This is a genomic window from Pseudomonas sp. H3(2019) (assembly GCF_007713465.1).
Lineage (GTDB): Bacteria > Pseudomonadota > Gammaproteobacteria > Pseudomonadales > Pseudomonadaceae > Aquipseudomonas.
The window spans coordinates 1-13,923 of sequence record NZ_VMSG01000023.1 but is presented as its reverse complement, the minus strand read 5'-3'; the positions used below and the strand labels follow the sequence as shown (position 1 = coordinate 13,923).

Annotated in this window: 13 protein-coding genes; 3 read left to right on the top strand and 10 right to left on the bottom strand. The window is 51.7% G+C overall.

Going from position 1 to position 13,923, the window contains the following annotated elements:
• Positions 1–178: 178 nt before the first annotated feature.
• The 4 genes from FPT12_RS21075 to FPT12_RS21060 form a co-directional block, all read right to left on the bottom strand.
• Entirely contained in the window at positions 179–820 is a 642-nt protein-coding gene (locus tag FPT12_RS21075) for a hypothetical protein (RefSeq protein ID WP_218570729.1), read from the bottom strand.
• 37 nt (positions 821–857) lie between these two features.
• Positions 858–2,021: an acyltransferase gene (locus tag FPT12_RS21070; RefSeq protein WP_178098836.1), complete on the bottom strand. Its 1,164-nt coding sequence runs from the start codon at positions 2,019–2,021 to the stop codon at positions 858–860.
• Between the two features lie 377 nt (positions 2,022–2,398).
• Positions 2,399–2,569: a transposase gene (locus tag FPT12_RS21065; RefSeq protein WP_145019548.1), complete on the bottom strand. Its 171-nt coding sequence runs from the start codon at positions 2,567–2,569 to the stop codon at positions 2,399–2,401.
• 246 nt (positions 2,570–2,815) lie between these two features.
• Positions 2,816–3,715, bottom strand: a complete 900-nt coding sequence (locus FPT12_RS21060) for a LysR family transcriptional regulator (RefSeq protein ID WP_178098834.1) — start codon at positions 3,713–3,715, stop codon at positions 2,816–2,818.
• On the opposite strand from FPT12_RS21060, the gene FPT12_RS21055 reads away from it, so the two are divergent.
• On the top strand, positions 3,674–4,465 hold the full coding sequence (locus tag FPT12_RS21055; protein ID WP_178098832.1) for a DMT family transporter: 792 nt from the start codon (positions 3,674–3,676) through the stop codon (positions 4,463–4,465). The two genes, FPT12_RS21060 and FPT12_RS21055, sit on opposite strands and share 42 nt — an antisense overlap.
• 203 nt (positions 4,466–4,668) lie before the next feature.
• Here FPT12_RS21055 and FPT12_RS21050 read toward each other — a convergent pair.
• A protein-coding gene (locus FPT12_RS21050) for an IS3 family transposase (RefSeq protein WP_371922599.1) occupies positions 4,669–5,801 on the bottom strand; the annotation gives its coding sequence in 2 pieces (ribosomal slippage) (positions 4,669–5,462 and positions 5,462–5,801; 1,134 coding nt in all).
• A gap of 244 nt (positions 5,802–6,045) precedes the next feature.
• Between FPT12_RS21050 and FPT12_RS21040 the strand changes: the two genes are divergently transcribed.
• On the top strand, positions 6,046–7,602 hold the full coding sequence (locus tag FPT12_RS21040) for a diguanylate cyclase (RefSeq protein ID WP_371922600.1): 1,557 nt from the start codon (positions 6,046–6,048) through the stop codon (positions 7,600–7,602).
• 804 nt (positions 7,603–8,406) lie between these two features.
• On the opposite strand, the gene FPT12_RS21030 is transcribed toward FPT12_RS21040, so the two are convergent.
• The 5 genes from FPT12_RS21030 to FPT12_RS21010 all read right to left on the bottom strand — a co-directional run bounded on the left by FPT12_RS21030 (position 8,407) and on the right by FPT12_RS21010 (position 13,111).
• Positions 8,407–9,333: a 2Fe-2S iron-sulfur cluster-binding protein gene (locus FPT12_RS21030; protein ID WP_256676835.1), complete on the bottom strand. Its 927-nt coding sequence runs from the start codon at positions 9,331–9,333 to the stop codon at positions 8,407–8,409.
• Positions 9,334–9,447: 114 nt separating this feature from the next.
• Entirely contained in the window at positions 9,448–10,224 is a 777-nt protein-coding gene (locus FPT12_RS21025; protein WP_145019528.1) for a TSUP family transporter, read from the bottom strand.
• Between the two features lie 2 nt (positions 10,225–10,226).
• Entirely contained in the window at positions 10,227–11,138 is a 912-nt protein-coding gene (locus FPT12_RS21020) for a diiron oxygenase (protein ID WP_256676834.1), read from the bottom strand.
• A 271-nt stretch (positions 11,139–11,409) separates the two neighbouring features.
• Positions 11,410–12,297, bottom strand: coding sequence for a dihydrodipicolinate synthase family protein (locus FPT12_RS21015; RefSeq protein ID WP_145019525.1), 888 nt, complete (start codon positions 12,295–12,297; stop codon positions 11,410–11,412).
• A 31-nt stretch (positions 12,298–12,328) separates the two neighbouring features.
• Complete coding sequence (locus FPT12_RS21010; RefSeq protein ID WP_145019522.1) at positions 12,329–13,111, bottom strand: aldolase; 783 nt, start codon at positions 13,109–13,111, stop codon at positions 12,329–12,331.
• Between the two features lie 152 nt (positions 13,112–13,263).
• Here FPT12_RS21010 and FPT12_RS21005 point away from each other — a divergent pair, with 152 nt between their 5' ends.
• Positions 13,264–13,806: a helix-turn-helix domain-containing protein gene (locus FPT12_RS21005; RefSeq protein WP_145019519.1), complete on the top strand. Its 543-nt coding sequence runs from the start codon at positions 13,264–13,266 to the stop codon at positions 13,804–13,806.
• Positions 13,807–13,923 lie beyond the last annotated feature (117 nt).

Sequence of the window (13,923 nt, the reverse complement as noted above, 5' to 3'; positions counted from 1 at the left end):
TCCATGATGGTACTTTAGTATCAACCTCGTGAAACGCGTACCTTATAAATGCATGAGAGTTCAAATTAAAATCAAACGCGAGAAACTCATCTGCACGCACAGGCATAGTATAACCACGATCCGACAATAAGCACGCATGCGTATCATATGTATGAATAAAAAACATTCGAGTATATTCTCAAGATTCGAATAACCCTTTTACCATTTCGCTCAGAAAATCCTCATCAGCTTTACCGAGAGGAGTAAGCAGCAAGAATATTACTGAAAGCCATACGATATATTCATCTTCGGATATATCCAATTTCGCACAAAGATGCCGCTGGTGTGGCTTCCTGCCTTTTAGCACCCTATTGAAATTATCTAAATGAATGGGATCTGTAGGACAAATACTCAATAACGGAGGGAAGGTGTTGAGTATTTTCTTTACAGAATATGGATTACGTAGAAAATTTAAAAACTTTACCAGAAATAGATTAACAACTTCCTTGCCGATATCTGCACCTTGAGTGCCAACCTTGCGAAGCAAGTCTTGGGTAAGAATCCTGTTTTGAGATTCATACCCTTGAAAAAGCTTCTCAAAGTTATACCTTTCAAAGCTACTTCCTAGCACATCAAAGCTAAACAAGTCATGCAAACTTAACGTATTCCCTATGACTACTCCTCTATCGGACTTCAGTTTGAGAAAATAACGCTCACGATCAATCAGATCAAATTCATATATCCGCTGATTTCTTTCTTTAGCGGCAGGATTCAGCGCATTGAGACGTTGCTCAGCCTGCGATAAAAAATGCTGATTTTTCGAATCATTTTTGAGATCCATCTTCCCACCAAGAGAAATACGTTTTCGCAATATTGTCTTACGCTGCTCGCTGAAACCTTCGAGCCCGAGCTCTATCGACGAACGCTGCGGCCTTTTTTCCCATCGGCGTAGATGGTAGCTCAATCGTAAAATGGACGAGCAGTGTCAGGGAGTAGACCAACAAGCAAGTCACAATTACTGATAACCAAACTACCGAAGTTGACTTATACATTGCGTAGAACACGACGTACCCCAAGGCACCATGAAGCAAATACAAGGGATAGGAAATATTGGCGATCTTATCCATTACCTTAGAATAAGGAAGGCGATCCCCCAACAGAAAAAAAACCAAAAAAATCAGAACGGCATATAAGTGATTAACATACATGACGGCAAAATCCGCCGAGTAGTAGTTTCGCAATGTATAGTGATTAATCAAAAGCAGAGCAACGACAACTGCTGCGGTCTTTCTGACTGACCAGTTCCCGACATGAAAATTGTAAAGGGACATTCCAATAAACATGAGAACCATAAAGCAGCCATTCATGGCGATCAGTTTTAATTGTAGATTGTAGGCTATCAACAGCGGGTCAGTGCCGGCAGTAAGAATCGACACCCCAAGAAAAATCAACGCTAGCGCCGTTATAACAATTGCTTTTTTTTGCCCAGCAAAGAAAGAAATAGCAAAGCAAATCAGATAAAAATGCACCTCAACTTCGAGCGTCCATATAGCAGTATCTACGTACGCGGCGCCTTTAAGATCCCGGATCAACAACGCGTTTGATAAGACTGTCTTTAGCGAAAACGGCATAACAGTGTTTCCATCGATGAAACGCGCAATAATTATTACAATTGCTGTAAGCACCGTGCAAGCAATAGCAGTAGGTAGAATCCTAGCGATACGTCGAATCAAATAATTTATCTTGGTAGATTTTTCGAGCGACAGCGGAATAATGAACCCGCTAATGAGAAAAAATAAACCTAACCCAAAAAACATTTCTCTAAAATCGAAAGGCAACGAGGTGTTCATTGCAACGGCAATCGTTGTAACTATAGAAGGCTCGCTATAGGGCGGCAATTCTGACTGGTACACAATACCGTTCACCACACCTGGAGTACGCAAAAAACTTAACCAGTGGACGTAAACGATTATCAGACAGGCAACTCCTCGCAGGAATTGCAGGAACCACATTTTGTCGGCAGACGAGGTTGCAGAGCTCATAACAGCATCCATTCTATTTGGCAGTGATACGACTAAGGCTGTGCGGCTTTGTCGGTTAGCGACGCAGCCTTAGTGGATGCATCAATTAAAACACAATGCCGAACAAAGCGGATACACGACCGAAGCGACCGGCTATGCGGTGACCGATTTAATGGCTACTGATAGGGCCAGAGCCGTTGCTGCTTTTTGGGTGAATGCTGTTGCATCGGAGGGGCTGGGCGTCGGACAAGGTGAATGCGTGTGTGCCGTCAGTTGCAGGTTCATTTGCTGCAGCAGGTCTAAGGTCTCGGACAAGACTTTGAAAATGTTGACGACCTCAGAGCCGACCCAATTTTTTGGCGCCTGTAATCGCTGCCCAGCGTCCGCCACGCTCTGTCTTAACCGCTGTCGGCACCACTGAGAATCACACCGTTGAGGTTCAACTGATCCTCCAGCTGGCTGTCGTAGGTGTGGGCACGGCCCAGGGCGTCAGAGACGAAGCCGGCCACTATACCGGCGCGCATGTCCATCCGTTCCGTGGCGAGCCAGATGGCGTCAATGCGGATCACAGGGCAAGCTCACGGACAAAGGGTGCGCATCCTTCAGGATCGGAAGTTGGCCATTTCACAATGATCGATTGCTCACCATTGGGAAGCTCAATGATCGCCAACGCCTCAGTTGGTCGTTTAGGCTAAGCCCTTACCCTGAAGGATCGCTTCGCGTCACATACCCGAGGCAGGAGCCGTATGCGGTAGTTCCGCACGTACGGATCTGCGCGGGGGGTGGCAGGTAACTGCCATCCCTATAGCGGCCGTTTAAATGACAGAGTCAATGCCATGGCCCGCATTCCAGGTTTCCAGCACGATATCTCGCAGGGCGAGGACTGCTGGGGCAGCACCCTCTTTTGGTTGAATCCAGTAAAGCCATGTTGCCCCTTTCCAGTGTGGCCAAACCGCTAGCTCACCTGCCTGCAAGCCCGCCTGAATTTCGCTCATCCGCAGCATACCCACGCCCAATCCGCCGCCGATCATGCTGCGCAAGCCCCCATCGCTGTCTGCCACATATTGAGAGGGAGGTACGCCGCCGAGCGAGCGGAACAGATCAAGCGCGGCGTCGTGCAACGCACAGTCGGGAACGCTGACTATCCAGGGCAGCCGAGCGAGGTCGGATAACTCAAGATCGTGCGCTGCCGAGGCCAGGTTTGCGGGAAGGGCAACGGCCAACTCGATGGCCGTCAAGTGATAGGCCGACAGTCCCTCAGGCATCGAATCGGCCAAGGCAAAACCGCAATCGAGCTCGTTGGCCCGAACCCGCTGGATAACCCGGCCCGACACGTCCTGATGGAGCGTGACGGCGATATGCGGATGACGTTGACCCAGTCCGAGCAGTGTGTTGCTGGTACGCAAGGGTACGGAGTCGCTTAGTGTGCCGACGCGAAGGCTGCCGGTCAGTTGTCCCCTGGAGTCTGACGCAACGGTTTTGTAGCGTTTTGCCGCGTTTACGGTGTGTTCCGCTTCGCCAAGCAGTGTGCGGCCCAGGGGTGTCAACAGCATTCCACGGGAGTTGCGGTCGAACAGTTGCAGGTCGAGTTCGTCTTCCAGCGCCCTGTTCTGTGCGCTCACGGCGGGCACGCTTAAAAACAGCTGGTCGGCGGCTTTGGTCAGGCTGCCGCATTGAGCAACCGCGATAAAGGCTTTGAGTTGGTAAAGTTCCATGACGCAATCTTCCTTGAGCAGGCCGGGCATGTCACTACAGAGAAAATGAAAGCTGCCTTCCAAACAAGTGAATGGATCACCGAAGGTAGGGGCTACACAGTAGTCACCTCACTTTATCGGGGTAGATCCCTTATGGCAGGACATATTCAACCGACACAACTTAGGCAAGCATCGTCATCGTTCGGCCAGGGAGTCCTCCTGTGCCTGCTGGCTACAGCTGCCTGGGGCAGCCTTTTCCCCGTCATGACCGCTGCACTGCGCATGCTTGATCCGTTCACCTTTACTACGCTGCGGTTCGCCATCGCGGGCAGCCTGTTCGCCCTGCTGTTGCTATTGCGCGAGGGTAGATCCGCGTTCTCGTTGAAAGGGCAGCGAGTCGGGCTAGTCTGGTTTCTGGGAACGTTGGGATTTGCTGGGTTTGGTCTGCTGGTGTTTATTGGTCAGCACTTGGCTGGAGTACAAGGCACGCTGATTGCGTCAGTGATGATGGCAACTCAACCCATGTTGAGCCTGCTGGCAAACTGGGCCATTCATCGAGTCAGGCCCAGCCCCTGGTCATGCGGCTTTCTGCTGTTGTCGTTTTGCGGGGTATTACTGGTGGTGACGAGCGGGCATATGGGCAGCGCCTCCTGGTCTTTCGAGCATGCCGGGGGGCCCTGGTCGTTGCTTGCGGAGTATTGTGCTGGATCTTGTATACGGCTGGGGGCACCTTGTTTCCCAGCTGGTCGCCATATCGTTACACCACGCTGACGGCATTGCTCGGCTGGGTGAGTATCGCGCTGATCAATCTGCTGTTGCTGGCGCTGCACCGCATTGACATACCATCGGCGCTGCAACTTACGCGGGTAGCACCATGGCTGTTCTACACAGCCATAGTCCCAGGTTTTTTTGGCGTGTTGTGTTGGAATGTAGGGGTTGGACTTGCCCCTTCAAAACCGGACACCAACTCCCCGTTAAATTGATGCCACTGCCAAGCGCCTGAACTCCCTCGGTGAGCGGTAGTTCAAGGCGCTGTGCGGATGCTGCTCATTGTAGTGCTCGAAGGCAATTGCCAGGTTGCGCAGCGCCGTTTCTCGATCCGGCTTGGGCATATGCGCCACGTAATCACGCTTGATCGTCTTCACAAAACTCTCTGCCATGCCATTGCTCTGCGGGCTGCGGGCTGCGGGCTGCGCACAGGTGTGGTCATCGGCTAAGCGCTTCGCCACGCTTTCCAGCATCAAGTCGCGGATGTCATCGCCGCTGTACCCGGTCGGGCTGGCGACCCAGCCGATGGCTTCGCGATCACAGCAGTCCAGGGCGAAGGTCACGCTCAGTTTGGCGCCGTCCTCGCAACGGAATTCAAAGCCGTCCGAGCACCAACGCGTATCGCTGGTTTGCACCGCAATACGGCCTTCGTGTCGACGCGGCGCGCCGGGTTGTTTGATCCGGCGTTCAAGCAGTAGGTTGTGATCACGCATAACCCGGTAAACCCGCTTCACGTTGATCGCGGGTAGCAACTGGGTTTCACGGGCGCGACGCAGCAATCCCCAGACTCGACGGTAGCCATAGCTGGGCAGTTCGCTGACCTGTTGCTGGATTTCAGCCACCAACTCAGCATCGTTCACAGGCCTGCTTCGCCGTGTCTTGGGCGATACCGATTGCTTGATTCGAACCGTTAATTGCGAGCGCGCCACACCGAGACATTCGCTGACCAGCTTCACTGGTCGTCCCCCGGCAACAAGGGTGAGTGCGCAATCCATTTTCGCGACCGGGCGATCTCCACGGCCTCTTTGAGGATTTCTGCTTCCATCGTTTTCTTGCCCAGCATCCGTTGCAGTTCACGGATCTGCTTGAGCGCATCGCTCAGCTCGGAGGCCGGTACCACGGCTTCGCCAGCACTGACCGCTGATAGACTGCCGTCCTGGTACAGCTTGCGCCACAGGAACAACTGGTTGGCATTGATGCCGTTGCGCCGAGCCACGACCGAAACGCTTTGTCCCGGTTCAAGGCTCTCTCGAACCATGGCCAGCTTTTGCTCTGGGCTCCAGCGACGACGCCGCTCCTGGCCCAAAAGCTCACCACTCTTATCGTTGCTATTAGTCATAAACATAACCGTTTGCCTATCCCTTATCGTAAGGGGGAAACGGTGTCCTGTCTTTCATGGGGCTCGTTCAGCGCTTGGGGAGCGCGGGCCGGTTTGGTGGGACGATGGGAGTCCCGATTTCAATAGTTACCAAGTCGGCAATACCCCCTATGCTGAGTGGTACCTTTCCATAAGGCACTAACCGCATGCATCCAGAGGGGCGTGTGTAGAACAGTCGTAAAAGGACAACTAGATGCTTGGATGCATGCAGTCAGAGGACAAGACAGACAGCTCCACTGAAACCATCACTGCGAAGGCTGTGCGGGCTGGAGCTACATTCCGACTCATAACCAGCTTCATGCTGGTAGTAATCGTCGCATTCGTGGCAGTTGAGGGCTGGCGGACATGGCGCGATTATCGTGCTGCCTTTGAATCTGCCCGCGACTCCGTAACGAATCTGGCTCGTGCGACGGCTCAGCACGCGGAAGATGCCATTCGGCAAGTAGATGTACTGACCGCCGCGCTCGGTGAGCGGGTGGAAGGCGACGGCTTACAGAACATCAACGTCCTTCGCATCCACAAACTATTGGTTCAGCAATCCAAAATAATGCCACAGCTGCACGGACTGTTTATTTACGGCTCTGACGGCCAATGGATCGTGACCGACAAGGAAACCATCCCTGAGCCGGCGAACAACGCAGACCGGGACTATTTCCAGTATCACCGCACTCATGATGATCGAAACGTGCGTATCGGCGAAGTAGTCAGAAGTAGATCAACCGACGATCTCATCATTCCCATCTCTCGCCGATTGAACAACTCAGATGGATCCTTCGCGGGCGTATTACTGGGGACGATCAAGGTCAGTTACTTCGTGGACTACTACGGCGATTTCAAAATCGATGACAAGGGCGCTTTGGTTCTGGCCATGCGCAGCGGAACAATTCTGGTGCGCCGTCCCTTCATCGCATCTGTCGTCGGTAAAAGCTTGGCGAACAGCGAGATTTTTAAGCGCTACTTGCCAGCGTCCAACGAAGGCATCGCTGAGGTTAAGGCCGTCATAGACGACACCGAGCGCCTGTACGGTTATAGGGCATTGACCACCTACCCCCTGGTCGTTGAAGCCGGACTGTCTCGTGAATCCATCACTGCACCTTGGCGCCGAGATCTATTAAAAACAGGGTTTGTGCTGGTGTTCTTGATCGCCGTACTCGCGGTGTTTGGATTCATAGTTTTGAGTCAGCTCCGTCAAAGAATGGTGGCGGAAAGAGAGTTACGTCACGCACACCAAGCTATGCGAGACATGGCACTCACTGACAGTCTGACCGGACTGGGCAATCGTCGACGGCTGGATAGCGCGCTACTGGATGAGATTCGCTTGGCGAAGCGCCAAAGATCATCGCTCTCATTGATCATGCTCGATGTCGATTACTTCAAACGCTACAACGACAGGTATGGACATGCGGCCGGCGATGACTGCCTGAGCGCGGTTGGGGGAGCAATCCAACAAGCGGTTAAAAGGCCTGGGGATCTCGCCGTCCGGTACGGTGGAGAAGAATTCACAGTCCTACTTCCCAACACTGATAGCGCGGGCGCAAAACAAGTCGCCCACGATATCTTGGAAGCAATTCGATCACTGAACATTGAGCACGCCGAGCATCCCTTAGGGAAGGTCACGGCCAGTGCAGGCATTACTACAAGCCAGCCGAGCACTGAAGAGGTGACGCCGGCCACTTTGCTGAAGTCGGCTGACGCACAACTATATTCGGCGAAACAACGAGGACGAAATCGTTGGTGCTCTGCTGATGAGTCCGCGCTATGACTCGAAGTGCATTTTTCCAATGCTGATTGTGGCGAACCGTCGTCCTCAGGTATATCGGCCCGGGAACACGATACGCACCCAGCGCATGATTCGTTACCAAGCAAGGCAATCCTAATTCAACAAATCCGCAGGAACCTTACCGCCATTTTCCGCCAGCTTTTCATAAAACCCAATGGAGCGAGATGTTCATCGCACACCGTCCAAAGCTGATCAACACGAGTCGCGAAACTCTGACTCGTCATCTTTCTACGCCCCCCAGTCCGGATCGCTCGGCACACTGGCCAGGCGCATTGCCCCCCTGCCCCACCTCCCATTTATGGCGTCCCAAACACCCCTCACTTTCTCGGAGGCTTCTGGTTGAGAGATCGAAAAGAGATCTTCGGTGTACTCGCCTTTTTGGCAGAGGTTAACCAGGAGCCCCATCAGCAGCCAAGAGCACTTTCTCCAAGGCCCTACCTCAGTCATGACGCAGAGCCTACTTCGCGAGGCCTTCGGCTATCTTCCTGCCTCGTAGTTCGGTGGCGATTCAAGGTCTATCCGCTTGGGGCTTGCCCCGCCGGGGTACGGCTGTCGTGAACCAAACCTGACTGCGCCAAGTTTTGGCCCACGGGCGTCCATCCTCAGGCCTTTGGCCCGTCGCGAGTCGGCGTGCTCCGCTAGCGCTTTTGGCCGCAAGTCGCAGAGCCATATCTCGACGATCATCGAAGCAAGTCTCACCTGAGTAGCTCCACGCGAGGGCTCCTTATCCAGATTGCTTCGATAGATAACTTAGCCGAGGCGAATGTACTTCCCAACCTGTGGTGGCTATATTTCTATGCAAATACTCTCGCTCGTCGGGTAAGAGCAACATGAAAGGATATATCCATTCTCCCGCTCTCTAGGGGTCAGTGCAAAATCGCCATCGCTTCGTACAGACCCACTTCTCAGTCTCACCCTGCAACTGCCACAAATACCAGATTTACACTGGCTTTTGATCTTCAGATTACATCGATCAAACTCGCCAAGTAGAGCTGCGCCCCTAGAAACCTGATGCTGCTGATCGGTTCCGTAGACAGTGACGTTACATGACGCCTCATCTCCGTCTGCGGAATTCCTCGCCTGGTCAGAGACCTGGGTAAAATTCTCTATCAGTAGTTTTGTTTCCGGAAACAAGTGATTCAGGACGTCACGATTTTCCGACACAAAATCTTTGCTTCCGCAGATCACGGCAATGTCCGGAACACTCATTTCCTTGTAATCGGCTCGCAGCGGCCTACCTGAGGTAAAAAGCTTGGAGTCACTGACAAACTTTTCCTGCGTCAAAAAAATTCTTACGTCGAGCCATGCGCTCGAAAGTGCCATCGCCAAAAGCTCATCTAGGTAAGGAAGCTCTACAAGTGAGGGCACTGACACAAACAGTTGAACACTCGGAGTCCATATTTTTTCCTTGGCCCGCATGTCCAGTTGGCGTATGAGCGCCATGGGTAAAGTTATACCAATGCCCCCTGCAAACATGGCGACCCTTTGCACATCCGACAAGCTGTCTACAGTGATAGCACCTCCAACTCCCGCAGAGAGCAGCAATGAATCTACGGCCACGTTTGAATGAAGCTGACTCGATATACCTGACCTGCCGGTGTCCTTGACCGATATCTCGACCAAATCTGCCTCGGGCCTACCGACGATCGAATAATTACGCTGCTGAATAACTCCTTCGTGATCAGGTAGTTCTAAAATCAAATATTTACCCATGTCACATTGCTCGGCCATTTCTTTCGCGAGCACGCGCAAAGCGAATGTTCTGACCGAAGCAGTATCTTGAGTGACATTCTCACAGCGTAGAAAACTTCTATTATGCATAAATCATCAACTATAAATGGACTTTATCGCCATGCCAATGCAGGCCACAACAACTAATGGCTTTACGAGTTTGGTGCCGTTCTTCTGGACTAGATGTGAGCCCAAGTAAACGCCTGCAACTTCGCCTACTGACATGGCGAAACCGGCGACCCAGACCATTTTTCCGAGCAAAATAAAGATCAGTAGCGATACAGCGTTACTGAATAAATTCAAAACTCTAGAGTAGGCGACCGCGTGAGTCATGGCCATCCCACCCAGCGACACCAAAGCCATCAAGTAAAACGTGCCGGCTCCCGGGCCAAAGAAGCCGTCATATAGTCCGATACAAGGAATGACTGACGCTCCCAGCATAGATATAGGCATAACCGCTTTTCCACCTACGTCACTAACTTTAGGGGAAAACGCAAAATAGAACGCCATGGCTACCAACATTATTGGGAGCGCGGCCTCCATGAAACTGTTGCCAACAAAATAGACCATTAACGTGCCCAGTGTCCCGCCTAAAAGGGAGCCAATGGTCATTTTTTTCAGCACTGCCCATTCAATTATTTTCTTGTTTAAATAATAGTGGGTTGAGGCTAGCCCACCCAATGTACCCTGAAGTTTATTGGCTGCTATGGCTTCAGCAGGTGTAAACCCTGCGAGCAGCAGCACGGGAACGGATATCAGACCGCCTCCACCGCAAATCGAATCGATAAAACCGGCAACAGTAGCGCCTGCTATAAGAAAAAGAACAACATAGAGAGAAACCCCGAACATCTCTTGGAAATGTAAAGCATCCATTATCAGTTCAACCCTATACGATCAATCAACGATTCAACAGAGCCCGTGTAGATGTGTATTCCATCCAGAGACTGGGTATCACGTAGTAGTTCCTTGTGATTCTGCAGACCAACTATCGAGAATGCTTTCTCCCATGCGCCAAGCTCATTGTCGGCAAACATGCTTACCGTTTTAGTAATAATGGCTCGGAGGTAGTCTCGTTCGTTGCGACCCAACCCTTGGACGATGTCGGTCGCGACCAAGCTGAACACGCTTGAGTGACTCCATTCATCCATAGCGTGAGCGCTTGTGACCTCATGACAGATGGGCTGGATAGAGGTATCTTCCGACATGGTTTTCAGATAATCCGTTATTAATGTTTCACTGGCGCAGGCAATTCCGAATCGGGTTAGCCGCCGCTCCCATGCTGCCGTACAGGATGACAAAATATCCTGCTGCCATTTCACCAAGTTGAAATCTGTGAAATTAAAGTAGTCGATGCCGCGCATTTTATAGATGTAGTTACAGGCGGACAGTGACATTTTCGTATGCAGGGCTTCATCCAACAATGCTTCGGCCATGGCCTCCTGAATAATCTCCCTATTGCTTGAGTCGGAGGGAGGGGATTTGATCAGGTCTTCGCATACGGGCGTAACTATATCGCATTCAATATAGATTGTTTTCATGTTGTAAATGATCCAAGCATAAGACAGGCATTTGGATCGAATGTGTGCGGGTGCTTCGAGCCACACTTCATGGTCTTTGAAGGGCAGCAGCGATTCGCTATAGTCATCTTTGTTAGGGTCGAACGCCAGTGCAGAATACATCAAGGGAGGCTTATTGATAGCTGCCCTGTTAGCCCACAGCTCTGATAGTTTCTTGAGCATCGCGCCCACATGATTGTTTTCGCCAAAGCTCTGATTAAGCGACGTCACTATTACTTCCTATCTTCGGTCTGTATAAAAATATTTGCCCATGCAAACCAATGATGCTCCATAAGTATGCAGCCCATTGATCATTTGGGTGGAGGCGAAAGCCCATATTGCTCGCAGGTGCTGCAAGCACGGGTCAACGGTTTAAATTGGATTTAAGCAGTCATTCATGTCAGGGTGATAGAGTTTATCCCGCCTAATGTTATTGCTAATGAAGGCGATGAAACTTTGTATCGATGTTCGGGCGATGACTCACCCAGCGTGTAAATTTGTCTTATAGCAATTTAGCCAGTAAGGCGCGTAGCTCAAGACAGGCATCCTCACTTAACGCAGACACCGGCAGCCGTGGATCTCCGGCCTCTAGCCCGGTCATACGGAGACCCGCCTTGATGGTCGCGGGCAATCCGCCTTTGAGTATGAAGTCCAGCAATGGCAGCTGCTTGTAAAATAGCTCGCGGGCGCTACCTAACTCGTTGTCGAGAATTGCTCTATAAAGTGCTCCATTCAAGTCAGCTATTAGGTTGGGCGCCGCAGTGCACCAGCCTACAGCGCCAGCTGCGAACGCTTCCAAAGCCAGCGGATTGCACCCATTATAGAATGGCACCCGGCCTTCTCCGAGAAGGTGCATTTTGTGCATCCTCTGAATATCGCCAGTGCTCTCCTTGACCATTGTGACGTTTTCCACGGTATCGAAAATCCGTAAAATAAGTTCCACCGGCATGTCGGTGCCACTTACAGCCGGGTTGTTATAAAGCATGATTGGTAAACTTATGGAGTCACCAATAGTTTGATAATGCTGCAGGATTTCCTGCTCGCTCAGCTTCCAATATGATGATGGGAGCACCATGACGGCATCAGCGCCATGAGCTTCGGCAAAGCGCGCCCGTCGCACAGCGTTAGCACTGGTCAAGTCCGACACGCTGACTATAGTAGGCACGCGCTTGGCAACATGAGAAATACTGAACTCAGCGACTTGATCCCATTCCGTATCGCTCAGGTAAGCACCCTCACCAGTGCTGCCCAATGGGGCAATTGCGTGGACGCCGCCGCTGATCAGGCGATCAATTGAGCGGCCAAGCGCATCGAGCTCAATGTCCTCTCCATTAGAAGTAAAGGGGGTAATGGTGTAACCGATGATTCCATGTATGGAAGGGGTAGACATCATGTCTCTCCAGTAAAGCAAGTGGATTGGTTCAGCTCAGGCAGCCGGCATGCCGACGCAGTATTTGCCGCGCATAATAGTTAAATGCTGCGCTGTGGCGCTTGGGCCTGGAAATCCAATCGTGAGCCTCTTGTCCTAATTCCGGTTGGATGGGCTTGATTTCGCCTGCCGCGCTGGCCAGCAACTGCAGCTTGGCGGCGCGCTCGATCAGCAGTGCGGTAACACAAGCTTCCTCGATTGTTCTCCCTGTAGACAACTGGCCGTGATGGGCAAGCAAAACCGCCCGCTTCTCGCCGAGCGCGCGGGTGATGAGCTCTCCCTCCTCATTCCCAACCGGTATACCGGGCCAGTGTTCTAAAAAGGCGCAATCGTCGTAAAGCGGACATATATCCATGTGCGAAACGACCAAAGGCAGTTCGAGCATTGAGAGTGCCGCAATATGGGTCGGATGGGTATGGATCATGCACATCACATCTGTGCGGGCGCGATATACCCAACTGTGGAAACGGTTAGCGGGGTTAGGCATACCGCAGCCTTCAAGGACGTCCAAATCTTCATTAACCAGAAGCAAATTGCTTGCTGTTACTTCGTCGAAGCCCAGACCTAACTGTTGGGTGTAGTACGTACCAGGCTCTGGGCCACGGGTCGTAATCTGCCCCGAGAGACCAGCATCGTGGCCGTTTTCATAGAGAATTCGGCACGTCAATGCCAGCTTCTCCCGCTCAGTCCATGTATTGTCGGCGAGGTTGCTTTGCATCTCTGCAAGGGCCTGCTTGACAAGCTGATCCTTTGGTAATGTTAATGTCTTTGCCATGTCCATCCTTAGAAGCCACCATGAGGTACGCCGTCAACGGTGCCACCAGCAGCGTCGCTGGTGATCGAGTAGAATACGTATGACACAAACGACGATATATGACAATTTGTGTCATTGTCAACTTGAAAACTTTTCTTTTACGGAAATGGTAGATGTCTATCCGACTGAAAATATTAAGAAAACGGCTGGGGATGACCCTTGAGGCACTTTCCGAAAAAACTGGCATGACCAAGAGCTACCTCTCCAAAGTGGAAAGAGGGTTGAACACGCCGTCGATTGCAGCAGCCTTAAAGCTCGCGACGGCGTTTAACGTGAGTGTCGAAGAGCTTTTTACTGAAGGATCCACCTCACACGCCAGCTATAGCCTAGTCAGAAGCAACGAGCGCCAATCGCTATCGTATAACGGCCACAGGGCTGACTATGCTGTATTAGCCCATAGAGTCGCAGACCTTACCCTGTTGCCATTCATCATTCGCCCCCCTACGACCTTCGGCGATTCGACATTCAAAGAGCACCTTGGTGAAGAGTTCTTATTTGTCCACGAGGGCGAAGTCGAGGTGGATTTCATGAATGAACGGGTGATTCTCAATTGCGGAGATGCGCTGCATTTCAACGCCCAAAAGCCGCATCGGATACGTTCAGTTGGGGAGAAGCAGGCGCAATTGCTGGTCGTGATCCATAATGATGCGGAGTGATGCTAACGGGTACCGGTATCCGTTTCGGGTCAGGCTACAGAATCTCCATACGAGTACCTCGATGGACTTGCCCCTTCAAAACCGGACACCAACTCCCCGTTAAATTGATGCCACTGC

Excerpts from the sequence above, each read along its gene's own strand:
- FPT12_RS21075 (WP_218570729.1), bottom strand. The coding sequence starts at position 820 with ATGGATCTCAAAAATGATTCGAAAAATCAGCATTTTTTATCGCAGGCT.
- FPT12_RS21070 (WP_178098836.1), bottom strand. The coding sequence starts at position 2,021 with ATGAGCTCTGCAACCTCGTCTGCCGACAAAATGTGGTTCCTGCAATTC.
- FPT12_RS21060 (WP_178098834.1), bottom strand. The coding sequence starts at position 3,715 with ATGGAACTTTACCAACTCAAAGCCTTTATCGCGGTTGCTCAATGCGGC.
- FPT12_RS21040 (WP_371922600.1), top strand. The coding sequence starts at position 6,046 with ATGCAGTCAGAGGACAAGACAGACAGCTCCACTGAAACCATCACTGCG.
- FPT12_RS21030 (WP_256676835.1), bottom strand. The coding sequence starts at position 9,333 with ATGGGTAAATATTTGATTTTAGAACTACCTGATCACGAAGGAGTTATT.
- FPT12_RS21025 (WP_145019528.1), bottom strand. The coding sequence starts at position 10,224 with ATGGATGCTTTACATTTCCAAGAGATGTTCGGGGTTTCTCTCTATGTT.
- FPT12_RS21015 (WP_145019525.1), bottom strand. The coding sequence starts at position 12,297 with ATGTCTACCCCTTCCATACATGGAATCATCGGTTACACCATTACCCCC.
- FPT12_RS21010 (WP_145019522.1), bottom strand. The coding sequence starts at position 13,111 with ATGGCAAAGACATTAACATTACCAAAGGATCAGCTTGTCAAGCAGGCC.
- FPT12_RS21005 (WP_145019519.1), top strand. The coding sequence starts at position 13,264 with ATGTCTATCCGACTGAAAATATTAAGAAAACGGCTGGGGATGACCCTT.